At 46.6% G+C, this 25,574-nt stretch carries 21 protein-coding genes; 8 read left to right on the top strand and 13 right to left on the bottom strand.

The window, feature by feature from the left end; translation table 11 throughout:
- Window positions 1-176: 176 nt before the first annotated feature.
- A complete protein-coding gene (locus LEP1GSC061_RS03950; protein ID WP_016543952.1) occupies window positions 177-1,103 on the bottom strand; it encodes a histone deacetylase family protein in 927 nt (308 codons plus the stop codon).
- A 91-nt stretch (window positions 1,104-1,194) separates the two neighbouring features.
- Between LEP1GSC061_RS03950 and LEP1GSC061_RS03945 the strand changes: the two genes are divergently transcribed.
- On the top strand, window positions 1,195-2,319 hold the full coding sequence (locus tag LEP1GSC061_RS03945) for a putative glycoside hydrolase (RefSeq protein ID WP_016544168.1): 1,125 nt from the start codon (window positions 1,195-1,197) through the stop codon (window positions 2,317-2,319).
- A gap of 140 nt (window positions 2,320-2,459) precedes the next feature.
- Here the strand turns inward: LEP1GSC061_RS03945 and LEP1GSC061_RS03940 are convergent, their stop codons facing one another.
- The 5 genes from LEP1GSC061_RS03940 to LEP1GSC061_RS03920 form a co-directional block, all read right to left on the bottom strand.
- Entirely contained in the window at window positions 2,460-3,731 is a 1,272-nt protein-coding gene (locus LEP1GSC061_RS03940; RefSeq protein ID WP_016543875.1) for a tetratricopeptide repeat protein, read from the bottom strand.
- A gap of 104 nt (window positions 3,732-3,835) precedes the next feature.
- Window positions 3,836-4,129: a hypothetical protein gene (locus LEP1GSC061_RS03935; protein ID WP_156844481.1), complete on the bottom strand. Its 294-nt coding sequence runs from the start codon at window positions 4,127-4,129 to the stop codon at window positions 3,836-3,838.
- Window positions 4,130-4,239: 110 nt separating this feature from the next.
- The gene (locus LEP1GSC061_RS03930) at window positions 4,240-5,040 is read right to left on the bottom strand and encodes a hypothetical protein (RefSeq protein WP_016543953.1); all 801 of its coding nucleotides are present in this window, start codon (window positions 5,038-5,040) and stop codon (window positions 4,240-4,242) included.
- A gap of 78 nt (window positions 5,041-5,118) precedes the next feature.
- A complete protein-coding gene (mtnC, locus tag LEP1GSC061_RS03925; protein WP_016543944.1) occupies window positions 5,119-5,823 on the bottom strand; it encodes an acireductone synthase in 705 nt (234 codons plus the stop codon).
- Window positions 5,824-7,209: an MFS transporter gene (locus tag LEP1GSC061_RS03920; protein WP_016543842.1), complete on the bottom strand. Its 1,386-nt coding sequence runs from the start codon at window positions 7,207-7,209 to the stop codon at window positions 5,824-5,826. It lies immediately after the preceding gene.
- A gap of 297 nt (window positions 7,210-7,506) precedes the next feature.
- Between LEP1GSC061_RS03920 and LEP1GSC061_RS03910 the strand changes: the two genes are divergently transcribed.
- Window positions 7,507-8,457 (top strand): alpha/beta hydrolase, encoded by a 951-nt coding sequence (locus LEP1GSC061_RS03910; RefSeq protein WP_016543543.1) that lies wholly within the window; start codon window positions 7,507-7,509, stop codon window positions 8,455-8,457.
- Between the two features lie 157 nt (window positions 8,458-8,614).
- On the opposite strand, the gene LEP1GSC061_RS03905 is transcribed toward LEP1GSC061_RS03910, so the two are convergent.
- The gene (locus LEP1GSC061_RS03905; protein ID WP_040508034.1) at window positions 8,615-9,652 is read right to left on the bottom strand and encodes a hypothetical protein; all 1,038 of its coding nucleotides are present in this window, start codon (window positions 9,650-9,652) and stop codon (window positions 8,615-8,617) included.
- A gap of 168 nt (window positions 9,653-9,820) precedes the next feature.
- Here LEP1GSC061_RS03905 and LEP1GSC061_RS03900 point away from each other — a divergent pair, with 168 nt between their 5' ends.
- Both LEP1GSC061_RS03900 and LEP1GSC061_RS03895 read left to right on the top strand, forming a co-directional pair.
- Window positions 9,821-10,903, top strand: a complete 1,083-nt coding sequence (locus LEP1GSC061_RS03900; RefSeq protein ID WP_016543997.1) for an endonuclease/exonuclease/phosphatase family protein — start codon at window positions 9,821-9,823, stop codon at window positions 10,901-10,903.
- A gap of 77 nt (window positions 10,904-10,980) precedes the next feature.
- Window positions 10,981-11,439, top strand: coding sequence for a VOC family protein (locus LEP1GSC061_RS03895; RefSeq protein WP_016543462.1), 459 nt, complete (start codon window positions 10,981-10,983; stop codon window positions 11,437-11,439).
- A 57-nt stretch (window positions 11,440-11,496) separates the two neighbouring features.
- On the opposite strand, the gene LEP1GSC061_RS03890 is transcribed toward LEP1GSC061_RS03895, so the two are convergent.
- From LEP1GSC061_RS03890 to LEP1GSC061_RS03865, 6 genes are all read right to left on the bottom strand, one after another.
- A complete protein-coding gene (locus LEP1GSC061_RS03890; RefSeq protein WP_016543561.1) occupies window positions 11,497-12,951 on the bottom strand; it encodes an adenylate/guanylate cyclase domain-containing protein in 1,455 nt (484 codons plus the stop codon).
- A 15-nt stretch (window positions 12,952-12,966) separates the two neighbouring features.
- A complete protein-coding gene (locus LEP1GSC061_RS03885; protein WP_016543640.1) occupies window positions 12,967-13,341 on the bottom strand; it encodes a DUF1987 domain-containing protein in 375 nt (124 codons plus the stop codon).
- 2 nt (window positions 13,342-13,343) lie between these two features.
- A complete protein-coding gene (locus tag LEP1GSC061_RS03880) occupies window positions 13,344-13,898 on the bottom strand; it encodes a SiaB family protein kinase (RefSeq protein ID WP_016543393.1) in 555 nt (184 codons plus the stop codon).
- A gap of 30 nt (window positions 13,899-13,928) precedes the next feature.
- Window positions 13,929-19,307 carry a protein kinase domain-containing protein gene (locus LEP1GSC061_RS03875; RefSeq protein WP_016543718.1) on the bottom strand — a complete coding sequence of 1,793 codons (5,379 nt, stop codon included), beginning with the start codon at window positions 19,305-19,307 and terminating at the stop codon, window positions 13,929-13,931.
- Between the two features lie 55 nt (window positions 19,308-19,362).
- On the bottom strand, window positions 19,363-20,340 hold the full coding sequence (locus LEP1GSC061_RS03870; RefSeq protein WP_016543587.1) for a ketoacyl-ACP synthase III: 978 nt from the start codon (window positions 20,338-20,340) through the stop codon (window positions 19,363-19,365).
- 72 nt (window positions 20,341-20,412) lie between these two features.
- A complete protein-coding gene (locus LEP1GSC061_RS03865; protein ID WP_016544104.1) occupies window positions 20,413-22,227 on the bottom strand; it encodes a CoA-transferase in 1,815 nt (604 codons plus the stop codon).
- A 339-nt stretch (window positions 22,228-22,566) separates the two neighbouring features.
- On the opposite strand from LEP1GSC061_RS03865, the gene LEP1GSC061_RS03860 reads away from it, so the two are divergent.
- From LEP1GSC061_RS03860 to LEP1GSC061_RS03845, 4 genes are all read left to right on the top strand, one after another.
- Window positions 22,567-23,004 carry an acyl-CoA thioesterase gene (locus LEP1GSC061_RS03860; protein WP_016543408.1) on the top strand — a complete coding sequence of 146 codons (438 nt, stop codon included), beginning with the start codon at window positions 22,567-22,569 and terminating at the stop codon, window positions 23,002-23,004.
- Window positions 23,001-23,879 (top strand): four helix bundle protein, encoded by an 879-nt coding sequence (locus LEP1GSC061_RS03855; protein ID WP_016543634.1) that lies wholly within the window; start codon window positions 23,001-23,003, stop codon window positions 23,877-23,879. The genes LEP1GSC061_RS03860 and LEP1GSC061_RS03855 overlap by 4 nt, the downstream gene beginning before the upstream one ends.
- Window positions 23,876-24,637: a glucose 1-dehydrogenase gene (locus LEP1GSC061_RS03850; protein WP_016543528.1), complete on the top strand. Its 762-nt coding sequence runs from the start codon at window positions 23,876-23,878 to the stop codon at window positions 24,635-24,637. Before LEP1GSC061_RS03855 ends, LEP1GSC061_RS03850 begins: the two co-directional genes overlap by 4 nt.
- A gap of 153 nt (window positions 24,638-24,790) precedes the next feature.
- Entirely contained in the window at window positions 24,791-25,555 is a 765-nt protein-coding gene (locus LEP1GSC061_RS03845) for a PP2C family protein-serine/threonine phosphatase (RefSeq protein ID WP_016543836.1), read from the top strand.
- Window positions 25,556-25,574 lie beyond the last annotated feature (19 nt).

The following is a 25,574-nucleotide window of genomic DNA, read 5'->3' as shown; positions in this document are numbered from 1 at the left end:
AGGATCACGTAGTTTCGGAAGCGCAGGGCGAGGTCGGTTTGTGAGTGGAGGTCCTGCATGATTTGAATATCGGCGGGCCCCCGGGCAAAGAATCGTTTTTTTGTCCGAGGAGCTCCTACACATCGGCTTTTTTACGGCTTAGAAGAATAGGATATGGAGATAAAGGAATGCAAGTCTTATCCGGCCAAAACCGATATATGGGCTTCCACACTCTCCGCCAAGGCTTCTAGATCATAGCCTCCTTCCAAGAAAGAGAGAATCTTCGCCTTCGATTCTTGAGAGATATCGCATACGATTCGAGTGAATTCCGCAAAAGCATCTGTGCTCAAATTCATGCCTCCCAATGGGTCCCTTTTGTGAGCATCGAAACCCGCGGAGATGAGTACATAATCGGGGGAGAATTCGAGTAAGGAAGGAGTGATCTTTTCTCGGAAGATATCCAGGTATTGCGAATCTCCGGATCCGGAGGGAAGGGGAAAATTCAAAGTGGTTCCTTTTCCCTTGCCTTCTCCCGTTTCGAATTGGGAACCGGATCCCGGATAAAACGGATATTGGTGGAGGGATGTAAAGAAGACGCGGTCGGAATCGTAGAATATCTCCTGGGTCCCGTTTCCATGATGAACGTCCCAATCCAGGATATAAATTCTTTCCGCTCCTTGTGAGAGTAGATAATGCGCGGTGATTGCTATATTATTCAGGAGACAGAATCCCATGGCTCTTCCGGTTTCCGCATGATGGCCGGGAGGACGAACCAAGGCGATGCCCGAATCCAATTCTCCCGTCAGCAATTTCTTTGCCAGACTTACGCCGCTTCCGGACGCGAGTAACGCCGCATCGAAAGTGGGTTCGGAGAAGGGAGTGTCTGCGTCGAAGCCTCCTCTTTTTCCCTGGATGGAACTAAATCTTAGAACATGCTCACTATTATGTGCCGGTTCTATCAACTCAACGGGAAGTTTTTCGGGGAGAACCGCTTTTAAATTCCTAAAGTAGTTCGTGGAGGCCAATTTATTCATGATGGCTTCCAGTCTTTTGGGGGATTCGGGATGGAAAGACCCGGTATCGTGCTTAAGAAAAGTCTCGTGATAGGCGTAGCCTAAGTTCATATCCGGTTCTCCTTTTTTGAAGGAACTCCTACAAAGAGGGCAAGAACCGCAAATGTAGGTTCGATACTATATATAGAACCGGAGTAGAATCTTGCGCAAACCGTTTTCTTTTCTTCCTATTTTCATTTTAACCGCCTTTCCAGTATGTGCCGAGTTTACGATTCCGTTTCCGGAGAACTCTAGAAGGGGAAACGAACCGGCGGAATCGGCTAGAGAAGAAAGGCCTTCGGTTCGGACCGCCTCCGTTCAGGAGAAGGAAAGGAAGAGTGCGAAAGCGCCCGTAGTTTCCAAGACCGTGGAGCCCGAACAGGAACTCCCTAAAGTCAAGCCGAGCCGCTTGAGAACGGGAAATTCCAATCTCCCCCTTCCTCCCAAATTCTATCGGGGCCTATATGTGAATAACGGGATGATTACGGATAAGAAGTCCAAAAAACAATGGGACGATCTATTATCTAGAGCGAGAGAATCCGGAGTAAACGTACTCGTGATAGATGTTCAATCTACGACTCCTCCCGCATCCGAAATTTCCAGACTGAAAGAATTGGGTTTTTATCCTGTTGCGAGAGTCGTGAATTTCGATGGGGGATTGAAAACGGAACTGCCTAGTCCGACTAGGATGGATTCGATTTTGGGTCACGTTCGTAAGGCTTGTGCAGCAGGGTTTCCGGAGATACAGTTGGATTATATACGTTATGCGGATGTCACCGATATCAAATTGACCTTGAAACAGAAATACAAGAACATAGAATCCGTGATCGAAAAAATCAGAAAGGAAGCCGATCAATGCGAGAAAATGCCTTATTTGAGCGCGGATATATTCGGTAGAATTCCGTTTAATAAGGACGATCAGATCGGGCAGAAGGTGGAGAATTTCGCACAATTGGTGGACGTACTTTACCCCATGCTTTATCCTTCCCATTTCTATCACCAACCGGCAAGAATTGCGAACCCTTACCAGACGATTTACGACGGATTGTCCAACGCAAAGAAACGTTCCTTATCAACTACGAGGGTAGTCGGGTGGATCCAGGGTTTCAGTATGAGTATCTCTTCTTCCGGAAAATCCTTAAAGGATTATATTAAGGCCCAGATAGAAGCCAGTGTGGATAGCAAAAGCAACGGTTTCGTGGTTTGGAATATCGGTAATAATTATGAAGAGACTTTCAAGGCGATGAAGGAAAGCGTGAGAGACGGAAAATTGCCGATTGAGGATTGACCCCTCGATACGACTCTCGCCTTGCTCGAATCACTCGGACAGGCCCCTACGGGATAGTCGGGTCGCATTGTATTGCACGCGAAGCGTCACGAAGTTGGCCTGCCCTGAGTGATTTTCCTAAGGGAAATCGTATCGAAGGGTCAGAGATCTTTTTCTAATATTAGAAGATCTTTATCTCCCGGGACCGTTTTGGGCCGATGGAGTTTGTAGGCTTGGACGGATTCCAAGGCCTTGTTTCTAAGAAAATTTGCCTCATCGCTGAGCGTGGAGGATTTGGAACCGTTGGAAAGTTCCAGATATCTTTTTCCATATAATAAAGCGGTCAATCTATGAATTCTATAATCCGTCAAGTTATCCAAGGAAGCTTCTTTCAATAATCTTTGAGCGATTTCCCAGGATTTTTCCTGGCGGTTTCTGGATTTGGAATCCTCTTCCGGCGAGCTGCCTTTCGGTTTTTGGGAAGGAGAGTAAGAGTTATACAGTTTGTAATATGTTTCCGCGCTACGTATTAAGAGTTCATAATCGGTTTTTAAGATTTGAAAGCCTAGTCTTGCTACTTCCTGGGCTCTTTCCAATTCTTCCGGGATGCGACTTCCCTTGGCAAAGGAGGGGGCCTGTTCCGACTTACAATTTAAAAAGGACACGTAATCCCTAGAGAATTGCAGTACGTCTTGGTTCACTTCGAATCTGGCTCTCTTCTTCCAAGCGGAGGAAAATTCCGCACCGGCGCTCATGGGTAGGATTCCGGAGCAGCTAGGTTCCTTGGATTCCACTCCCGCTTCGTTTAGATAGAGTAAGCCCAAGCGAAAATGAGGCATGGGAGAAAGCGGGTCCATACGAATCGCTTTGCGATAGGCTTGGATTGCCTCGGGGATTTCGTTACGAGTGAAATGATAATCTCCCTTCTTCCTTTCCACAAGTGCGGGACCCGTAAGTTCGGAGGAAACGGGAAAAGCCACTGCGAGTACCTTATCCTTTGCGATGCTTAAATATCCGACCCCCCTCAATTGCTTTCCGATAAAGGCGGTTTGGAAGACGGATTTCACTTCTATCTGCCCTACGATGCTTCCGTCCTTAAAGGTTTCATGATCGAAATCCTTTTCGATCAGATAGAGGATTTGGCCGGGGCGTATTCCGGGATCGTAATGTACTTTTACCGTAACTATATCGGGTCGGGTATCGTAACCCAGTTCCAAATTCTTGTATTTGCCATCGTGTTCGATCGGCTTTACTTTATCGAATAGCATGGTTTCTCCGATGAGAACCATCTTTTCTTTGCGAGGCATTCCGTCGCTGCCCGTGTTTTTGGGCATGCCCACGTCGCGAAACGCGTAGATCATATCCTTGGAATAAATAGAAGAGGAAAAGGATAAGAATAGAATGAGGGCAAAGACCGATCGGGAATGGGCCATAATATGATTTTCGGTCGATCTGTCCGGCCGCTACACCTTTAATTTTCCGAGATTCGGGGGCTATTTAGGATAAACCGCGAGATGACCGATCCGATGAACGATCTCTATCTTATCCAAATCGATCGATTCCGGGGATAGGGGGCCGATTGAACGGAGTTGCGAAGGATCTTATAGGGTGGGACAAGGGTCCACGACGTATCCATCTTCTTTTCCAGATAATAGAAAGCGATTCCGGTCTTTTCTTTTTGGAGAGATTTCTCCAAATAACCCAAGGCCTCATAGTTTTTCTTTTCCTTATAGAATTGGATGCCTTGCTCCAAATCCGGATCCGCCGCAAACAGAGAGCCCGAAGATAGTAAGATTAAATAGGCGTATACGGACATGATAAGTGCTTTCATAAGAATGGAATTTTCTCCCGGAGGTAAAAGGCAAAGACGAATATCGGATTCCGCTTTTATGTAGGCAATTCTTTTCGCTCTGCTCCTTGTCGGGATCGGGAGATAATATCCTACTCTAACGATGGCCGACTCTGGACCGCAATTTCCGGTATGCAATATCTTTCTTTCTTAGGTTTCGGGTTCGTATCGCAACCGCCCGAAGTTTCTAGGGAAAGACTTCCTTGCGTATGATTAATTTGAACGGAGACGTCTAGATCTACTCTACTCTTTCCGAAGGTTTGGATGGCTTCTCTGACGCACTCCTTCCGTATAGACTCGTTTGTGATTTCGTTCGATTTCGTATCTTCGTTGTCGAATCTTTCGTCCTCGATAGCGATACAATCGTCCTCCAAATTTACCCGCATTTTGAATCGCAATATGATTCTTTTTTCGGTTTCTCTCTTCCATATTCCGAATTGAGGCCTTAGCATCCCTCCCAATTCGAGGGAGTTGATCGACGTAAATCCCCCCGGGAAAAGAAATATATCGGGGTGTACTCCGTCCAAGTGAGTGGGATTTGAAATCGAAGCGTCTTGGGAGAATAGTTTATAATTCCTAAATATAATGGATTCGTTTCCCGAAAAAGGGATCCAACCTTCCGAAAAATCGTTCTTTAAATGGATCCAGGTCGTTCCGTCGCTTGTGCCGTCTTCCCTATGGAAACCTATGACTTGCATATCGGCTCCCTTGGGAAGTTTAGAAACTCTTTTGGATTTGCGAGTAGGACTTACCAATAGATCGGTGGTTTTCGACCAATCGGTAATCAATTCTCCCAGGGAAGAATGACAAAAACCGAATGGAATAAGAGCTAGAAAAATAAAAGAAACGATCGAACTTCGGATCTTTCCGGATTTAAGACTCCCGACTTTCATGACTGCAAGGTATATCCTTTCTGTAGGATCTTTCCGCCTGGCTTTCCCTAATTTTTATTCCAACAATCGGTCGGGAACTTATGCAAGGATAGCGTCGAAATTCTTCAGGACTTCGTAATCGTGAGACGCCTGCTGATGATTTCCCGGGCGGGAGAGAATCGCCGATCGGAATCCCGCTTTTGTAGCGGCATCCGCTTCTTCCTTGATATCCGTAAAGAATAGGATGGAAGAAGGTTTTAAGGAAAGTTTTTCGGAAATATTAAGGTAACTTACTTCTTCCTTTTTTCCTCCGATTGCGGTATCGAAATAGGAATCGAAATAAGGAGTCAAGTCGCCGGCTTCGCAATAGCGATAGATGAGAATCTGGGCCTCCACACTGCCTGAGGAATAGACCGCCGCTCTTTTTCCTTTTTCTTTGATTCTCTTTAAGAACGGAGGGACGTCCGGAAAGATCGTACTCTTGAGTTCTCCGGATTCGTAGCCTTTTTTCCAGACTCCTCCCTGGATTTCTTTCAAAACTCCTAATTTACGATCTTTTGATACTAAAAATCTGCAAAACTCGGAAAGAGAGTCGGAATTCTTTTCCAATACGCTGGAGTATTCGGGTTCCTGCTTCGAGGAAAGCAGGAGGTCCTGGAAATACCTTTCCCTATTCTCCTCCTCTCCGAAGAAGGCGTCGAAATTCCGATTCGAATAAGGAAAGAGGACCTTATGCACGAATTCTATCGGCGTGGTTGTCCCTTCTATATCAAATAAGTATAATTCGACGTCCGAAAATTCCAATTAGACCGCTCCTTTGATTCTCTTGGCTTCGTCCGCCAATTCTTGGTGCATCCAGTCGTGGTCTTTTTTGAAATTTTTCAGGATATAAAGCCAGGAAAGACCGCTAGGAACCCAGAACAAAATGGAGATCGTGAATGCGGTAGTTCTGTCCGGCAGAATGGTGAGAAGTAGGGCTGCCATTGCGGGCCCTAATCCGTTTCCTAAGTTATCCGTAAGATTATAAAGAGCGAACATAGAAGATCTACTCTTGGGAGGATTGACGTTCATGATCAAGGCCCTCACGTTCGGGCCTGTGACCGAAATGATGATCCCCGTCAGGATGTTCACAGGGATGAACAAAGGACTGGAGGCGATATTTCCCGCATGAAGGAGGAAAACCGTCGGAACGATACCGGTCAGGATACAAGCTCCACAGAATATGGGCAATAAGGTCTTTTTTGTATCGTAGATTTTTTGTCCTATCACTCCTCCGAAGAAAGTCCCGATGAAGATTCCTGCAGCCGCATAAATCACCAGGGCGGAAGCTATATCTTTCGGTAATCCGTAATGGAATTCGTAATAGTCGTTCAAGAATACGAAGAAGACTCCCCAGGGGACGCAACCTGGGATTCCTTGTAGGAAGATTCCTATATTCGTTTTGCGGGTGAAAATATTCCGAATATCCTTCCATGTTAAACGAACCGATTCCGAATTCAAATCCACGGAGACTCCCGAGAGTTCCTTCTCTTTTCCTCCTCTCGCCGGTTCTTGGCAGAATAGTGCGTAGATCAGCATGAATAGGAAGGAAGGCGTTGCCATATAGATGAAGCTCGTTCTCCATCCGTTTATAGGGTCCGCGGTTCCTAATTCTCCTCCCACCAACTGTCCGATTCCCACTCCGAGTCCCATGGATAAAGAAAGGTAACCCGCGGCGGTGGAGCGGGATTTATCCGAGAAATAGTCGCCAACGAGAGAGAATAGTAAAGGGAAACTTCCTCCTAACCCGAATCCGGTTAAGGTGCGGAGAATCAGGAACTCCTTATAGGTTCCCGCAAATCCGGAAAGTAGGCAGGGAATTTCTCCCAATAGAACGGTGCCGATGACCAACCATTTTCTAGGAAATTTTTGGGTGAGATATCCCATGTAGACCGAAACGAATCCACCCAGAACGAAGAAGCAAATCGGGATGATTCCTCCCAACTTCCAATCGATCTCGCTTTGCTCGGTGATCCCGAAAGAAGCGGCGATATTTCTCAAGTTAGGGGCGATTAGATTTTGATCGGCAAAAAGGAAGAATGCCATTCCCATGATCATCCAAAAGGCTAGGACCGCTCTGCCTCCATGGGCCGCGAGTTCGCCTAATCCGAAATAGCGAAGTAGGCTTTTTTCCGACGATTGTTCTGACATTCTATTCTCTCCAAGAGTATGTTGTATTCCCGATCCGACGGTTCACTTTCCGATTGAGTCAAAGCGGGGTTCTGTATGTTTCAAAATTGTGCCCGAAAGAATTAAGGGCTCGTAAAGCGACACCTTCGAAGAAGGAAAGGGAATCCGCAACGAAAATGTGATCTTCGTTCGTCACTTTCCTTCGTTTATGACCTTCCATCTGCCGATTCGGAATATTTACTTGACCCCAGCCTTGTTTCTGGATAGCTTCGGTCGCATTCGGGATATCCGCCCCAATCATCAATGGAGCCAAAAATCATGGCCTACCAACACAAAGAATTCTTTATACAGTCCTCCAGAGACAATACTAAACTTTATGCTCAGGCTTGGATAAAACCCGGGGCAAATCGTGTGATTGTCTTTAATCATGGATTCGGAGAACATAGCGGGCGATATTCGAACTTGATCCAATTTTTCAAGGATAGTGACGTTAGTTTTTACGGATTCGATATGCGGGGTCATGGGAAGTCCGAGGGTAAAAGGGGGCATGCCGCCAGTTTCGAGCTTTTCGTAGATGATTTAGCCGATTTCGTTCAGGAAGTCCGTAAAAGGGAAAATAAGGATAAAATACTATTATTAGGTCACTCGATGGGGGGAGTCGTGGTGATCCGCTATTCTTTAGAGGGGATTAATCAGGATTATCTGCATGCCGTGATCACCTCCGCTGCCGCTTTAAAGATACCGACCAATCCGGTCCAAAGGATTCAAATTTCGATCGCAGGGTTTCTCCGAAAAATCGCTCCTTCGGTTACTTTGGATGCGAACCTAAACGTGAATCTGATCAGCCGGGACCCTGAGGTCGTGCAGGCCTACGTTTCCGATCCTTTAGTTCACGGAAAGATTTCCCTTTCGATGGGATACGAATTGTTCCAACAGGGTGCAATCGCGAATAAGAAAGCGGGGATTCTTAGGACTCCGATTCTGATCCTACACGGATTGGCCGACGGTATCGCCGATCCGTCCGGGAGTCTCGAATTCTATAATCATCTGGCTTATAAGAACAAGAGAATGAAGACCTATAAGGGTCTATATCATGAAATTATGAATGAGTTATCTCCGGACAAGGAGAAGGTCCTAAAGGATATTAAGGATTTCGTGGACTCTTTGGTTCCTGAAAAGGCACCTCTTAGTAAGAAAGCCGGGGCTAAGGCCTCCCTTAGCAAAAAGAAAGCTAGTCCTAAAAAGAAAGTCGCCGCCAAGAAGAAATAGGAAATATTCCGAATAGTAAGGTTCTATTTACTCTTTAAGAGAATGGAACCTCCCTTAGTCAGAAAATTGACAGTACCTACGTGAGAAACCTGGGGGTTCTTTGATTGCAAGAATCGGAATTTCCGTTCAGTGTCATTTCAGAACAGTAGGATTTTCTCTAAAGGTCTTGATTTCCCTTATTTCTTTTCTGAGCGATCAAAAAAGATAATAAGAATAAGAAGGAAATTACCCCGATCACACCGTAGATTGTGGTCTGCGTGGAGGTAAAATATTTTCCGTTGACGATTTCCCGTTCTTGCTCCGTCGCCTGTTCTAGGACCGGATCTCCTCCGCTGACCGAAAGAGTAATCTCGTATTGAGGAGCCGGATAAGCGACGATATTTGCCGTTACGTCATCGGGTGCTTCTTCCAAGACCGGACTGGTCTTCCCCGCACCTATAAAAGATACTTTCATGTCTTTCGGTTTGGAAAAGACGACCCTTTCTCCCTCTCTATTTTCAAAGAGAAGTCTGTCCTTGAAATTCACATTGGCCAAATCCGGCGCGGGGATGGAATAGGATACGAATAATTGCGAGGATCCGGGAAGGATAGGTCGATCAATGGCCCATCCGTTTCTACCTTTTCTGAGAGGAAGCGGGATTCCCATGCCTGCGCCCTGGGTCAATTGGGCCACTATGTCCGTGGCCTGCTCGGGCACATAAATCTCCATCGGATCCGCTTCGTTTTGGAAGCTCTTAGGGGGAATAATATTGTTCGTTAATATAAATACTTTATAAACAACTAATGCATCTCTCGTTCTCACGACCTGAAGGAGCGATTTGGTCTTGATGAGGGTTCTGTCGTTCGTTTTCTCGTAAACGGTCACTTCCTGAGGTTTGGTTCTCATCATCGGAACCGGAGGGACGATCTTGTTATAGTTCACCCCTTTATAGGTCACCTGTAGCAAAACGGGTAATCCGTCCGGAGCGTTTACCTTGGGCAGTCGAAAGGATCCTTGTACGGGACCTAAGTTTCCGACCGATAAGGGAATCATTTGCCTTTCCAATGCGAATAATCGGATTTCGTCGGCGTTCCCGACTCCGCCGGTTGTCCCGTTTTTAAGGACGACTTGTAGTTCTATTTCTTCGGCTCCTATGGGAGAAGTGCAAAGAGCGAGGATCGTAAGAAAAAGGACGGAGTATAAATACTTTTGCATAGGAGAGATTCCAACATAAGAAAAAGGCCTTAAAAGGGAAAGCACTTCCACCGAATATTCTTCTACGATTCGGATCCGAAAATTGTGGACGAAACTGGCTTCGGGATTAGAAAGGAGCGCGTCTCAATCGTTCCTTAGTCGGACAATACGCATAAAGTGAGGATCTCGTTGAAGTTTTTAAGAAATGCTCTGTATGTTCTTCTTTCCTTATTTGCATTATTACTACTAACGGTCTACTTTTCCACGTTCCATCCCTCCGATTTGGAAGTGGCGGAGATCCATTGCGAACCGGACGCTCCGACTTTGGATGCATCTAAACCTCTTAAGCTACTTTCTTGGAACGTCCAGTATTTTGCGGGTAAGGACAGAGTCTTTTGGTACGACGTTCCGGACGAAAGCGGACCGGACACTTCTCCTTCCAGAGAGGAGATAGAGGCGACTCTCAAAAAGGTGGCGGATGTGGTCCAAGAGAGGGATGCGGATTTCGTTCTTTTTCAGGAAGTGGACGACGGAGCCAAAAAAACGTACGGAGAAAACCAATCGGAGAGAATTTATCCTCTGATTTCAGAGGCTTATCCTTGTAGGAGCGAAACATTCTATTGGAAGGCGCGCTTCGTCCCTCATCCTAAAATCATGGGATCGGTCGGCATGAAGCTGACGATTTTCAGTAAATACAAGATCGCTTCTTCTCTTCGTCACCAGCTTCCCCTGCCTCCCGCCGATCCGATCACGCGTCAGTTTCAATTGAAACGAGCCGTGCTTCAAACGGATATACAGGTCCAAGACGGTTCTCGAATTTCCATTTTGAATACCCATTTGGATGCCTTCTCCCAAGGGACCGATACCATGCAAAGGCAGGTTCGATTCATCTCGGGACTCTTGGAAAGTTTGGACGATAGAAAAACGAAATGGATTTTAGCAGGAGACTTCAATTTGCTTCCTCCCGGCTTCTCTCGGAAGGAATTGCATCCTAACGGAGCCTATTATTATAGCGACGACGAAGAGATTGCTCCTCTATTCAAGAATTGGAATTCGACCGCTACGATAGAAGAATTGAACGGGCCGGATAAGGAAAAATTCTTCACCCATGTCCCGAACGATCCGGAGATCGCCAAGCCTGACCGCACCATTGATTTCATTTTCTATTCCAAAGGTTTGCTTAAGAAAGAATATAGAGTGTTAAGGGAAGGAAAGGCATCGGAGGCAAGCGATCATCTTCCTTTGGAAGCCGTCTTTACGGTTCAGAACTAGACTTCGTTTTCGGACAAATCTCTTGCTCTTTTCCGCCGAGTTGGAAATTTAGAAAAAAAACGAATGATAGGTTCAATATGAGACCCTTTAAGATTCTAGGAATCCAACAGATCGCTGTCGGAGGAGACAGTAAGGATAAATTGAGGAAATTCTGGGTGGATATCCTCGGCTTGGAAAACACCGGATCTTTTCGCAGCGAAAAGGAAAACGTAGACGAAGATATTCTTAGAATAGGCAAGGGACCTTACGCGGTGGAAGTGGATATCATGGAGCCGGTGGATCCCTCTAAAAGCCCTAAGGTAAACGATCCGAAATTGAATCACGTCGGCTTATGGGTGGACGATATCCATAAGGCGGTGGAGTGGCTTTCTTCTCAGGGAGTGCGTTTTACTCCCGGAGGAATTCGCAAAGGTGCCGCCGGATTGGACGTTACTTTCATCCATCCCAAAGGAAACGAAGAATTTCCATTCTGCGGAGAGGGCGTGCTGATAGAATTGGTTCAGGCCCCTGCTGAAGTGATTAAAGCATTAGGTTAATTTAATATTTCGGGTTCGTTAGAATCGGGCCCGAATTCTATTTTCGAGGATCTCTTATTATTTCGAACCGAGTAGGAAGTAGGTGTGCATCGGGCCTTTTCCTTTTACCTCGATGATATTCCTATCTTCGAAAGTATACTTATCCTTTAAGGCTTGGTAAACGGATTCCGAAACGTGAATTCTTCCCGTGGCTCCGTGAGATTCCATCCTGGAGGCTGTGTTCACGGAATCTCCCCAAAGATCGTATACGAATTTATTCTTTCCAATGACTCCCGCTACGACTTCTCCCGTATGCAATCCGATTCTCACGTTGAATTCGAACTCCAATTCCTCAAGCCTATGCAGCATATCTAGGGCCGCCCTTGCAGCTTTGTCCGCATGGTCTTCGGAAGTGACTGGGATGCCTCCCGCGAGCATATAGCAATCACCGATCGTTTTAATTTTTTCTAATTTATATTTATCCGCGATCACGTCGAACTCGGTGAAGATCCGGTTCAGAATCTCGACGAGTCTAGTGGGGGTCTGGATTTTAGTGGTCAATTTGGAAAATCCCACTATATCCGCGAAAAGTACGGTGGAAGAAGGGAAGTAATCGGCGATGACTCCTTCTCCTCCCTTTAGACGCTCCGCTATGCTTCTTGGAAGAATGTTCAAAAGCAGATTCTCCGACTTCTGTCTTTCTTCTTCGATGCTCTTGTTCAATACTTCGATCTTTTCCAGGGAATCCTTCAATTCCTTGTTTCTCTTGGTGAGAGTCCTGTATGCGTCCGCATTATCCACGCCAATGGCGACGTAGTTTGCAAGAGTCCGAAGAATGTTCAGTTGGTTGTCGATGAAAGCGTTCTTGGAATAACTATGCACTGTGAGAATTCCGATCAATCGATCTTCCACTTTCAGAGGAAAGTAGGTGGCCGACTTAGTATTCTCGCCGAAATGCTTTCTGATGTCGGCGATATACTGGGGAAAATCCGTTTCGATGTCCTGGGTAACCAGTTCTCTGGCGTTCTTTACGCAATAAGAGGAGGGATTGTCCTCGTTTAAAGGATCCACCGACGGCGCGGGAGTGTATCGTCCATCTATTACACAAAACTTATATTTGATTTCCTGTTTTTCCTCGTCGTAGGTTCCGAAAGCGAGAACGTCCATGGGAACGATGGACTTGGTGTTTTCATAAACGGATTGTATGATGACTTTCGGTTCTAGAGAGGATGTGATGATCCTACCGATTTCAGTAACCAACTTGAGGTCCATATAGGCCGCCTCAAGCATGATATTGGAATCCGTTAATTCTTCCTGGGTCTTTAAGAGTCTATGCTGTGTGGAATCCCCGATCTTCATGATCTTGGTGGATTGCTTGAGTAAAGACTCGTAGGAAGTTGCGAGTGATTTTAATTGTTCTGCGGGATCGCCCTTGGACCCGTTTCCGTTTAGAAAAGCTTGAGCTTCCGACAGGAGTTTATACTCCTGCTCGAAGAAGGAATTGGACTCTTTCTGTGAATCATTCTTTTCCAAAATTGCGCGTCGAATTCACTTATAGGATTTCATCTTAAAGGGAAGACTTAGGTCGGAAGAGAATTCCTCTCCGGTTTCTTGCATGTCCTCGTCGTCCTCTTTATAAAGCCATTCCACTTCGACCTTGCCGCCTTTTTCGTGGAACTTCTGCAGTTTGTCCAGAATGTCCATGATCACTTTAGAAGAGCTGGTGTTGAAGTAATCCATTTGAAAACGGAACTGGATCTGCTTGCCTTCGGATTCTACGGCCGACAACCAATCGAATACAGGCTTATAAAAGGCCATCGCGTTTTCTGGATAAGATTCTCCGATGATCTCCGCTAGGCCTTTAGCGGAATCTAGGATAACTTCCGGAGAAGTTTTGGTCTGTTGTATATGCAAGGATTCCATGATTAGTTTTCCTTCGTAAAGAATGCAGAGATTGTGAAGAAGGATAGTTTTCCATCCACCGAGTCGAAACGAAACACGAGAGGTCCGTCCGACTTTCTAGCGATATCGATTAGTCCTACTCCCGCTCCTTTGCTGTCTTCCGGCCTCTCCGATCTAAGTTGCTGTTGGTAAAAGGACTTCAATTCGTCCTTGTTCATGGAGTTGATTTTTTGAATCCTTTCGGTCAAAAACTCGATCTTCTCGTTCAATACCAAATTTCCCGAAGCGACATGGTAGCCAACTGAATTTTCCCGGACTACGAGGATCCCTACCCCGGCCTCCTTCTGTTCCTCGTTGATTTTTCGTTCGGCGGAGTAATGCAGCATATTTTGCGCTAATTCGATAAAGACGGCGAAAATCTTCTTAATTTTGGATTCCGTGCTTAAGGATGTCCGGATCATGGACCCTAGCTCTGTTAGAACTTCCTGGGAGAGTCTACCCTTAAAGGACACTAGCAGATTGTATTCGCTCGTTTCCTTATAAGTCTTAAACAGATTAACGACTTCATTTTCCATCATTAGCATCTTCCTTTTTCAGAAACATCTCCTCTATTTTCCCCCTAAAACTACTCCGACTAAAGTTATGTCGTCCCGTTGGGCTTCTCCGTTTTGGTGGGCCAGCAGGAAAGACTCCAAGCGCTCTTTCTGTTCCGAGCCGGTAAGATGTTCGATACCGCTTAAGAAAGCAACGAGCCCTTTGGTGCCGATTTTCATACGTTCGGGATTCGGTTGATCCACGAAACCGTCGGTAGTTAAGTAAACACTCGTCCGAACTCCTTTCTCCAAAGGAATGGAATGAGTGGTGAATTTTCGCGTTTCTTCTTTTTGCCTGCCGCCGATCGAAAGTCTGTCCCCTTTAATTTCGGTCAAACTTCCGCCTTTTCCTATAAATATCGGACGTTTCGCTCCCGCAAAGAATAAATTGTTTTCCTGAATCTTTAATAAACAAAGGTCCATACCGTCTCGGGAATTAGTTTGCTCCGCATCCTGTTTCAAGGCCTGTCTAACCCGAATATGCAGATGCTCTAAAATGGCTCCCGGGTCCGTTATCCCTATTTCGTTTACAATCTGGTTCAAGAGAGTGTTCCCTATCATGGACATAAGGGCTCCGGGTACTCCGTGTCCGGTACAATCTACGGCGGCGATATAAGTGGCATCGTCCTGTTTGGAAAACCAATAAAAGTCTCCGGAAACGATGTCCTTAGGTCGGAAAACCACGAAATGATCGGACAGAGCGCTCTTCAATACTTCTGCAGAGGGCAGAATCGCCTGCTGTATATTCAAAGAATACGTAATACTGTCCGTTATATGTTCGTTTTTCAAGGCCAAGTCGTCGTTCGCTTGGGCTAATTCCTTGGTTCTTTCGGCGACCTTGATCTCCAAGTTCGCGTAGAGTAACGCGTTGTCGATGGAGATGGCCGCCTGGGAGGAAAGAATGGAGATCGTCTGTAATCGATCGGATGTGAAGGCAGCTTCGGAGAGGTTATTCTCCAAATAAAGGATCCCTACCAATTCTCCCTGTTTGATAATGGGAGAACATAGAACGGATTTCGTTTTTCTTTCCCGGATATAAGGGTCCTTATTGAATTTTTCGTCCGCGAAAGCGTTTCTAAGAACCAAATCTTCCTTGGTCCTTTCCACATAGTAAATAACGCTGATAGGGATATTCTTACTCTCTTGGATCGGAATTCCTTGCAGAACTCGGATCTCGTCATCGGTGGTGCTACCTTCGGCCTCGACGGAAAGTTTTCCGTCTCTCCTAAGTATCATAACGCCTTTTTCGGCGCCCACATTCTCTATGGAAATCTGCATTAGAGTGTTCAATAGGGACTCTAGTTTGATTTCCCCGGAAATAGCAGTAGAACTTTTTAATATAGACTGGAAGTCCAGGGTTTGGCCCGTATAAACTTCGGTGGCCGAGGCTGTACGAGTGCTGATAGTGCCGATGGTACGTGTGGTTCGGAAAGTGTCCCTTCCTCCCTTTTCTCGGATGAATTCCGGAAACTTGGCGCGTAGCAGTTCCTGCTTTTTCGTGGCACCCCATCTTCCGTATTTTTGATAAGCTTCTCCGATATATTGGGATCCGATCTTTACGCTGCCTTTTGCGAACCAGAACTTCGCGGCCAATTCGCAGGCCAGGGCCTCGTCGTTATAGTATTCGTTTTTGCCAGCAAGTTGAACCGCCTGTTCGTAGGTCTTGGCGGCTTTCCAATTCTTATATTCCAGTCTGGCGAGCTCCGCTTCCACCAGAAGATATTTATGCTCGAAGTTTTCGGGAGCATTCTCCGCTAGTAGTTTTAATTTCTGCTGATTCTTCTTGATCCTTTCCAGATACTTCACTTTTTGGTCGTGACTGGAAAGCTTATAATTCGCAGCAAGGGCTATGGAATAGAGAAAGCCATGTTCTTCTACGGCTATTTGCCCGGAAATAAACCCGAGCATTCCCTCGGCTTCTTCCAGTTCCTTCAATGCCGCTTCCGATTCTCCGTAGATAAGAAGCATTTTGCTCTTCATGATTTTGAAAAGACAAACAGGGAAAGGGCTCTGGTGAGCGTTACAAAGCTCTATGTATTCCTTCTCGCTCATCTCTTCCGTGGAGAATTCGAGAGGAGAATCTGTCTTACTGCGGATATTGGAGACCACGAGCGCGGATGCGAGAACCGTATCGATAGCCAGATTGTTTTTCACTTTTCTGGTGAATTTTAAAAGCTGATCTATTTTAGGTTTTACTAATTCTATATTCTTGGATTGTAATACCACGTTTACCGCATCGTTCATGGCGCAATACCCGCCGTGTAGGAACTCTCCGGATTCCAAACTGGCTTGGATTCCCCTATGGTTGATCTCCTCCGAATATTTGAGGTGTCTGACGAAGGGAGTCGTATAGTTCGCCAATATATTGGCAGTCTTTGCGGTTCCGCTCGGGTTCTTGTATTTCTCGCTTACCTTTAAAGCGAGTTCCGCGAATTCGTAAGCTTTGCGATATTGTTGGAATCCCGAGGTGAGAACGATCGCATACATGGAATACGGATAAGGATCGGACATGTTTCCGTATTTCAGGAATAGGTTCACCATTTTTAAGGAAATGACCGGAAATAAGGAAAGTGCAAAATTATAAGCGGTGGGAATCGCACTGATCATGATGTTTACCGCCATGATCTGTTCCTGGCTTTGTATCAGTGGGAGATCCAGCAGGGATTCCACACTCTTATTTTCCAAGGCGTTGTTTGCAATTTCGATTTCGGCTCCCACTACCTTATCGTGACCTTCGTCCGGAATATCCACACCCAAGGGCTTGAGAGCCTTGATGATCATAGGTAACGCTAAATCGAATTTACCCAGAGCGGAATATTGGATGATCAACAGATTGAATGCATCCGCTTTCTCGATAGGAGTTTTGGCGTATTTCAAAAGAATATCGATGGTCTTCTGAGAATCCTCGAAATTACCGTTTAGATATTGCGTTTCTCCCAATTCCCGGAATACGGAATAGCATACTTCGTAATGAGTGTTCCAAAGTTTATCGTCTCCTTGGTTCGCTTCCGGAAGTAGGAAAAGCATCTCTCTCGCCTTAGCGATATAGGAAAGAGCCGGCTTATAAGCGGTGGAATTCTTGGCTTTTTTTCCGGCAATCAGATCGAGTTGCGCCAGTCGCAATTTTTCCGCTGGTTCGGTGATGAGGCCGGAACCTATGTTCAAATGGTTGGCGATGTCGAATATATCGTCTTCGATCTGCTTGGAGTCGGCTCCTTCCAGAAGGAAGCGTCCCAGTTGCAGTCGGATCTTTTTCTTCTTCTCGTCTTCCACGATTTCGTAAGCCGCTTGCTGCACCCTATCATGCTGGAATCGGAAGGTAACAGTCTTCGCCGTCTGGTAATTCTTCTCCCGATTCTCCTCGGTCTCCTCGAAGGACTCCGCCAATCTGTAATTTTCTCCGATGGGAACGATGAGTTCCTCGGAGATCGCCTCCTGGAGGGAGGAAAGTGCGGTCTTGTAATCGCTTTCCAGAATCCTAGTGAGCAACGCCAAGTCGAAGCTACTTCCGATACAGGAGGCCAATTCCAAGGTCTCTTGTATTTTTGGGGGGAGCTTACGGATTCGGTTGATGAGAAGTTCTACTACGTTATCCGAAATCTTAGTGTTTCGGATCTTGGAAATATCCCATTTCCACACGCCTTCTCCCGGTTTGCCCGAGCCCTGGTCGAAATAGATGGAGTCCTCTTTGGAAAGCTGCTTTAGAAGTTCTCCGATAAAGAAAGGATTCCCGCCCGTTTTAGAATGAATCACTTCGGCAAGCTCGGAGGTTTTTCCAGATTCTATATAAAGGCTATCCGACAGTAACTCTTTGACGTCGCCTAAACTTAAGGGCTGTAATACTATTTTGTGCGGTTCTAACCCTTCCTTTTCGAGAGTGTCCAATAGGGCCTGGAAGGGATGGGAAGCGTCCACTTCGTTGTCCCTGTAGGCCAGCATGATGAATAGATAGCTGACCGTGACGTCTTCCATTAGATTTTTGAGAAGTTCCAAGGAAGCGGTGTCCGCCCATTGCATATCGTCCAGGAATACGGCCAAAGGATGTTCCGAACTTGCGAAAACCTTGATAAAGTTCTGGAACACTATATAAAAGCGGTTCGCATTTTCCTGGGGGCCGAGTTCGGCAACCGGATCCTGCTTACCTATGATGATTTCTAGTTCGGGAATGACTTCGGTGACCACTTTCCCGTTGGCGCCAACTGCCTTTTTGATTTTACTTTTCCAGGCTTCGATTCTTTCCGGAGGCTCGGTCAATATGAGCTCTACTAGGCTGGAGAAAACCTGAATCACCGCGGAGAAGGGGAGGTTCCGGTTGTACTGGTCGAATTTACCGGAGATGAAGTATCCCTTGGACTCCGTCAGAGGTTTGTTGATTTCCTTGACTAGAGAGGATTTTCCCACTCCGGAATAACCTCCGATGAGAACCATCCTAGAACGTCCGCTTGCGGCCACATTCTTGAATTCTTGTAAAAGAGTTCGGATGTATTCTCCCCTTCCGTAGAGTTTTTGGGGGATCTTGAATTCGGTGGAAAAGTCCGTTTGGGCCAGGGGAAAAGGAGGGAAGTCCACTTTTTCCTTCCAGAGAGAATAGGCTTTCTCCAGGTCTCCTTGCAACCCTCTCGCAGTTTGGTATCTATCCTCCGCGTTTTTAGCCAAAAGCTTCATTACGATTTCGGAAAGTACCAGCGGAACTTCGGGTCTGGCTTCCTTGGGGGTGACGGGGACTTTCGCCAGATGGGAATGCACTAATTGGAGAAGATCGTCTCCTTCGAACGGAAGTTTTCCCAATAACATCTCGTAGAATGTGATTCCGAGAGAATAGAAATCGCTTCTGTAGTCCACGGAACGGTTCATTCTTCCCGTTTGTTCGGGAGAGATATAATGTATGGATCCTTCCAGTATATTCGGCGCGGACCAGGAAGTCTCCTCTCGGTTCAATCTGGTGGAGATTCCGAAGTCTATGATTCGGACCGTCTTCTCGTCCTTATTGTATATTATGTTTTCCGGTTTTAGATCCTTGTGTATGATCTTTCTGGAATGGATTTCGCTCAATCTTTCCGCGAGCTGGATGGCGATCGGAAAGAAATCCGATAGGGTGATCGGTTTCTTGGAGATGAATTGTTTTAAGGATCCGCCCGGAACGAAATCCATGAACAACGCGAATCCGTCCTGGAGTTTCTCGAATTTCAGGGGTTTGACGAATTCGTTTTTGGAGAGAAGATTCAGTATTTCGAATTCGTTTCGGAGGTTCACCACGGAGGGATGCAGCTCGTCCAGGAGCGGAAGGAATTTTACGATTACCGGTTTTCCGTCCTCTTGGCGGACGGCTTTATACACTTCGGACGCAGATTCGGCATTTAATCTTTCTTGCAGTTCGAACCCTTTTACGATCATCCTTCTACTTCACCTTTTTCTTTTTTTATTTAACCTTGCCGTTTTTGTGAGAGAGTCACAATCGGTAGAGAAGCCCGCCCCAATAGAATCCAGCTCCGACCGCAGGAGAAAGGATAAGGTCTCCTTTCTTTACGATTCCCTTATGATAATATTCCGATAAAGCGACCGGAATGGAAGCCGCAGAGGTGTTACCCACTCTCTCGAAGTTCAGCAGGATCTTTTCTTTCGGGAACTTGGTCCTTTTTAGAACGTCCTGGACCACCACATCCGTTCCCGGATGGGGAATAACCCAATCTATATCGTCCTCAGTGAGTCCGTTCTTTTTGAGAAGATCGTCCATGGAAGAAAGAGTCAAATCGGCCGCATTAGTGACTAGATCGGGAAAGCTCTTTACGTAACTTTCGGGAGGGGGACCCGTTACGATGATATAAGCCAGATCCGCATTGTCCTTTAGAAAAGAATCATATATGCCGGTATTCTTGTCTCCGGTGTATTCTAATAATACTCCGGCCGCGGCGTCTCCGGCAGTAAATTCTCCGTAACCTCCCATCCTCGTTCTTACCGAGAATCTTTCGCTTCCGATCACGAGCGCGTTTTTAAATTTGCCCGAACTTAGGAAGGCGGAACCCATCTGCACTCCGTGCACGAAACCCGTACAAGCGGTACAAATATCGAATGCAAGTGCATTGGAAGTGCCGGATAATTTGGATGCTTGCGGAGCAAGATCGGGAAGATAATAACGATCCGTCCAATTGGCGAGAATGTAGAGATCCACATCTTCGGGTTTTTTGCCCGCATCTTTTAGGATCATCTTTGCGGTTTCCGCCGCCATGAAGGGAGCCGTCTCTTTTTCGTTCGCCCTTCTTCTTTCGGTGACTCCTATGTCCCCGATTACCGCCTTCTCTGCAGGATGCATTTCGGGATATTTCAGCCGAGTTCGAATTTCTTCGTTGGTTACGATTCTTTCCGGAAGGTAATGTCCGATCCCGGCGATTCGAACTCCGTTCGAAACTAGGTTCTTAGCGCTCGCCATGAATCAATACTCCTTCGGTGCATAATAAATTTCCAGTCATTATTCCAATCTTTTGCTTTAATCGTGCCAATATTAAGGCAGGCGAGTGTATACCATAAATTGTTCCGTATAAATTCTCTCCGGATCCAATTCCCTTAAGGCTGTTAACTCCTCCGAAGTAATCGGAGGTTCCTGAGCGATCGGAAGATCCTCATCCGGAGGAAGCCAAAGACTATATCTAAGAACCGCCTCTTCCGGTTCCATTTCATCGTCCGATGCGGGAGCGATCCAAGAACTCATTTCGAAAGGATGATCCGAAAAGGATTCCCTTTTGAATCTACCGAATTGACAAACGGCTTCGACCACTCTCTCGCCGGGGGAAGTGATATGCTTCACCTTTCTAACGAATCTGTATCGATTCGCTTTGGCGACCACGATCGTATCCGCGGTGGAGACGATATCGTTCGCTCCTCCCGAGCCCACTAAAAAATTTCCCTTACTATCGAGGACGGAGTTGATATTTCCAAACCAATCCACTTCCGCAGCGCCGATCACTCCCAAGCAATCGTCGGGTACTACGGTTCCTAAAATGCTGACTACGTCCGAAAGCATAGAGCAGCCCGACGTATGAAGTTGACTAAAGAGAAAAACGTCTCCCGTAAACGGTTTCATTCCGAAGAAACCCAACTCCGCGATGATCTGGACTCGGATTCCTTCCTTTTCCAAGAGTTTTGCGGCGGTCCAGGCCGCCATATGCGCGGCACCGATTCCTGCGAGAATCGTCTTGTATTTCTTAGTCTTTACTCTTTCTATAATTGCTCTGACTGCGAGAATAATGGTCTGTTCCGAATCATTTACCGTCTTCGGGTCTTCCTGAGTGGAAAGACTATGTTCGGGTGGAGTCATCTTCAATCTTCTGAGTCGTACCTCTCCGATCTGATCCAGATATTGCTCGTGACCTCCGGGTAGATTTACGTTTTCCTTATACCATTTTTCGGCCTTGGAGGGAATCGCCGCGGCTTCGTTGGCTTCGGTCTGGAATTCGTAATCGTCCATATAAGTTTCCACACCTTCGAAGGCTGGAATATCCGGAAATCCGTGGACTCGAAGAGATTGAGGATGAGCCCCGAATCTTGCAAGAGCCAAACCTAAAACCTTAGTGCCGGGTATTTGGACGAGTTCGGGAGGAATGGTCCCTCTAGGCACGATCTTCTCCACGCTCGCGATCACACCTTGCGTGGCGGCTAACGCACCCCAGGCTCCTTCTCCTGCCGGTGGGCAAAGCACTATATTTCCGTCCTCATCCGCGACCACACCGTGAACGAGAGTGATCTCCGGGTTTAAAGGAGAAAGGACCACCATATCCTTCTTTTTCGTTCCTCTGCTTTCCGTGGAAAGATGAGGACTCGCCGCTTCTCCGAAGGCCTGGCCGGGAGTAGGCTTATGATACAGAAATGCGGATTTTCCCAATTTGTCCGTGATTAAGTCGGATCCGATCAGTGAATTGGAAACGAAGCCGGGTAACTTCATGGCGCCGGCCATGAGTCTCTGCACTAGACTCAGGAGAGACCATAGCTCCAACTCGAACGGTTTTCCCTTGAGCAAATCCTTATAGAGACCGTTGGGGCTGGGTTTGGGATAATTATCTCCTGCGAAGCCGGTTATGACTTTTTTAACGATTCCCGACAGAGCCAAGGAATGCGCGCTGGAATGGATACCTGCGACGCTGATCGTAAAATCCGGTTTCTTCCCCTCGAAGACTCTGCAAAGAGAATAGATGAGCGCGTTCGGGCGAGACATCGTAGTGGCCAGGTGCAGGTACATGCCCGGTTGTACGAATTCTCGGATTAGCGAGTCCGGATCGGGCAGAATCTTAGTTGGCTTTCGATCTTCGGGCTTGGACGGCATGCTCTATTTCTTCCAAAAGTCGCTAAAGCCGATTCGCTTTAGTTTTCCTGTAAAAGATGCACTTTTTGACGGAAAAAAGGGGAATTTCATACGAAAACCTAGGTAAATTCCGGCTTAACCTTTCTCAAAAGAGTGGAATCCCAGTTAGACGGGCCGGAACCGAAATCCGATGCTTCCGGTAACTTTCCCGGAAGAAGTTTCCCTATGATTCGACTCGAGTATAATGATCCTTTCCGTTAGGAAAGAAAAATCGGGAAGTCCGGTTGCGATAATCCCGCCTTTAAGATCGGTTTTCCCGGATCCGATACTAGTTTATAGCCCCAAGAGCTTAGGAGTCTCATGTCCCAATCCCCTCCATCCTACTCTTTCCGAACGGACATCCAGGTGAGAAGATCCGATACGAGAAGCGCTACCGTAGTAGGCGGACTGTACGTTTCCCACCTAACATACGAAACTTTGATTCCCCTCGTAAACGAAGCATTCGACGCCTTCTTGGAATCCAATTCCTGGTCCAAGGCGGATATAGCGGGCGCGAATATTATCGTACCTAAGATGGAGGTCGAATACAAATCGGAGGCTAAAGCAGGGGACATCTTGGAATTCGGAGTCGGAGTCTCGAATTTGGGTAGGAAGTCATGCGAATTGGACGTACTCGCCGTACAAAAAACGAGCCGAGAAGAAGTGGCCAAGGCGAAGATCTATCTGGTCTTTTACGACTACGTCGCCAAGAAAACCCTGGAGATTCCGGAAACATTCCGTAAACGGTTCGAAGTATGAATACCGAGAGCCAGACTAAATATTCCGAGCCGGAATTTCCGGAGAAATATTATTTCTCCACCGAGATTCCCATTCGCAAAATAGATCTGAGTCTGGACATACATGTTTCTTTCGCGAGCGTACTCGATCTGGTTATGGAGGCCCATCTTCAATTTTTCCAGTATTTGGGCTATTCCGTCACAGACATCCACGGAAATAGCATCATATTCGCGAACGCCTCCATTCAATACCAGGGAGAATTATTATATAAGGATAAGGTGATTATCGACGTTTCCCTGGATAATCTGGGAGAGAAACATTTCGATCTCTACTTCCGATTATCCAAGAAGAATCGGACGGAAAAAGTCGCCTTGGTCAAAATCAGAGTACTATTCTTCGATTATAATCAAAGGAAAGTCGTGCCGATTCCCGAACCTTTCCGTGCAAAATTCTCCACGGGAAAACTGATTTCGCAAGCGAGTTCGGATATCGGTGCGGGCGCCGAAGGAAATGCGGGACCCGACGGATTCGTATTCGGGTTCCGTAAATTAGAAGTTTGGAAATTATCCCACGTGTTCCTGTTGCATCTTTACGAAAAATGCGAGGAGTGGAAGGAGAAGGCGGAGCCTAGCCTGATAGAACACATCAAATCGGTCTCTTCCTTATTGCCTGTGAGAATTGCGGGCGCTTGGGGAACCAGAATCCGTTCCGAGAAGATCAAGAATATCCTAAAAGCGAAGGTTCATTTGGAGGAATTGAGATACCTTTTGATCCTTGTTTCCGACCTGGGTGCTGCGGATCCTTCCCAAGAGTTGGAGGACTTGGAAACGGTAAATTCTCATTTGAAGAAATATCTGAATCGAGTCAGAACCGGAGAAGCGAGGAAAATTCGATGAAAGGCAAAGTCGCTTTGGTCACCGGCGGAAATACAGGAATCGGAAAAGCAATCGTTCTGGAATTCGCTGCTCGAGGAGCTAAGGTCTTATTCTGCGCAAGGCGCGAAGAAGAAGGTCGAAAGGTGGAAGAGGAAGTTCGTCGTTCGGGAGGAGAAGCCAAGTTTTTCGTTTGCGACGTTTCAAACGATTCTCAGGTAAAGGAGTTCGTAGGAAAAGCGGAGGCGCTCTTCGGGGGCTTGGACTTTGCCGTGAATAACGCGGCAGTCGGAGGATTGGCCTTGCCTTTACACGAATATCCCGAAAAGGTTTGGGACAAGGTTATAGGAGTGGACTTGAAGGGAGTCTGGCTCTGTATGAAGCACCAAATCGAATCCTTACTGAAGAGAGGAGGAGGATCGATCGTGAATATTTCCTCCATCGCGGGACTCGTGGGAGCCGATTGGAAAGTGGCCCCTTATGCTGCGGCAAAGCACGGTGTGGTGGGGTTGAGCAAATCCGCGGCCTTGGAATACGCCGACAAAAAAATCAGGGTGAACGCCGTTTGTCCCGGATTCATCCGTACGGAAATGTTAGAAGGATTGTTTCATTCTTCTCCCGATCCGGAAGAAGCGGAAAGAAAAATCACTCTTTTACATCCGATCCGTAGATTGTCGGAACCGGAAGAAGTCGCGAAAGCGGCCGTTTGGCTTTGTTCAGACGAAGCCTCCTTCGTTACGGGAGTCGCTTTGCCCGTGGACGGCGGATATACGGCCAAGTAAAAAGGAAAATACGTTAGTGTTTTCCGATGGATTATTTCCGTTTTTCTTATGCTTCGAATCGTATCTTTTTTCTTGTAGGAAACTTCGGATAGCGTATCCTCTTGTCATACTCTTCTTTTTCGAGAATGGAACGGCTTCCTTTTTTGGATACGTATGAAACTTCGTTATTACGCAATCACGGATAAAGGAAATTTTCGCTCCCATAACGAGGATTCCTTTTTGGCGGTAGGGTCCTTGGTTTGCGGTCAGGTCCACGGAGAATTGGATACGATTCTCGAGCTGGATACCAATCAGGATTCCGGGCTGTTCGCACTGGCCGACGGGTTGGGTGGGCACGAAGCGGGAGAGATCGCAAGTCGTGTGGCTCTGGAAAAACTTTCCTGGATGGAGAGAGCGATTCGTCCCATCGAGGAATTGCCTTCCAGCGGTTGGCAAAATCTATTACGTAAAATTAATAATGAAGTCAATTCCTACGGGGAATCCATCGGCAAACCCAAGATGGGGACCACACTCGTAGGCTGTCTAATCGGTAGAAAAAAATCCTGGGTTTTCAATGTGGGCGATAGCCGTCTGTATCATTTAAAGAAGGACGGCTTAAGGAAAGTAACCGTGGATCATAATATCGGGGAGGAACTGGGTTCGATGCACGGTAGGAACTTTCTCACTAGTTGCATCGGCGGCGGGACTAAAAGTATGCAGGCCGATATTTTCGATTATACCGGCAAGATAGAAGAAGGGGACATGATTTTGGTTTGCACGGACGGACTCACGGAAGTGCTGAATATAGATCAGATAGAAAAAATCCTAAGAGATAACCACGACTTGAGGGAGACTTCCCGAGCCTTGTCCGAAGAGGCGAATCTAAGACTCACAAGGGATAATCATACGATTTTACTGATCCAATTCGAATCCGTTTGAATTCGATTAAGCATTATAA

The sequence above is a fragment of the Leptospira wolffii serovar Khorat str. Khorat-H2 genome (genome assembly GCF_000306115.2).
In the GTDB taxonomy this organism is placed as follows: Bacteria; Spirochaetota; Leptospiria; order Leptospirales; family Leptospiraceae; genus Leptospira_B; species Leptospira_B wolffii.
The sequence above is the reverse complement of the archived record's forward strand: the minus strand, read 5'-3'. Positions and strand labels throughout refer to the sequence as shown.

Coding starts and splice junctions, on each gene's coding strand:
- LEP1GSC061_RS03950 (WP_016543952.1), bottom strand. CDS start 1,103: ATGAACTTAGGCTACGCCTATCACGAGACTTTTCTTAAGCACGATACC.
- LEP1GSC061_RS03940 (WP_016543875.1), bottom strand. CDS start 3,731: ATGGCCCATTCCCGATCGGTCTTTGCCCTCATTCTATTCTTATCCTTT.
- LEP1GSC061_RS03935 (WP_156844481.1), bottom strand. CDS start 4,129: ATGAAAGCACTTATCATGTCCGTATACGCCTATTTAATCTTACTATCT.
- LEP1GSC061_RS03930 (WP_016543953.1), bottom strand. CDS start 5,040: ATGAAAGTCGGGAGTCTTAAATCCGGAAAGATCCGAAGTTCGATCGTT.
- LEP1GSC061_RS03920 (WP_016543842.1), bottom strand. CDS start 7,209: ATGTCAGAACAATCGTCGGAAAAAAGCCTACTTCGCTATTTCGGATTA.
- LEP1GSC061_RS03910 (WP_016543543.1), top strand. CDS start 7,507: ATGGCCTACCAACACAAAGAATTCTTTATACAGTCCTCCAGAGACAAT.
- LEP1GSC061_RS03905 (WP_040508034.1), bottom strand. CDS start 9,652: ATGCAAAAGTATTTATACTCCGTCCTTTTTCTTACGATCCTCGCTCTT.
- LEP1GSC061_RS03895 (WP_016543462.1), top strand. CDS start 10,981: ATGAGACCCTTTAAGATTCTAGGAATCCAACAGATCGCTGTCGGAGGA.
- LEP1GSC061_RS03885 (WP_016543640.1), bottom strand. CDS start 13,341: ATGGAATCCTTGCATATACAACAGACCAAAACTTCTCCGGAAGTTATC.
- LEP1GSC061_RS03880 (WP_016543393.1), bottom strand. CDS start 13,898: ATGATGGAAAATGAAGTCGTTAATCTGTTTAAGACTTATAAGGAAACG.
- LEP1GSC061_RS03875 (WP_016543718.1), bottom strand. CDS start 19,307: ATGATCGTAAAAGGGTTCGAACTGCAAGAAAGATTAAATGCCGAATCT.
- LEP1GSC061_RS03870 (WP_016543587.1), bottom strand. CDS start 20,340: ATGGCGAGCGCTAAGAACCTAGTTTCGAACGGAGTTCGAATCGCCGGG.
- LEP1GSC061_RS03865 (WP_016544104.1), bottom strand. CDS start 22,227: ATGCCGTCCAAGCCCGAAGATCGAAAGCCAACTAAGATTCTGCCCGAT.
- LEP1GSC061_RS03860 (WP_016543408.1), top strand. CDS start 22,567: ATGTCCCAATCCCCTCCATCCTACTCTTTCCGAACGGACATCCAGGTG.
- LEP1GSC061_RS03855 (WP_016543634.1), top strand. CDS start 23,001: ATGAATACCGAGAGCCAGACTAAATATTCCGAGCCGGAATTTCCGGAG.
- LEP1GSC061_RS03850 (WP_016543528.1), top strand. CDS start 23,876: ATGAAAGGCAAAGTCGCTTTGGTCACCGGCGGAAATACAGGAATCGGA.
- LEP1GSC061_RS03845 (WP_016543836.1), top strand. CDS start 24,791: ATGAAACTTCGTTATTACGCAATCACGGATAAAGGAAATTTTCGCTCC.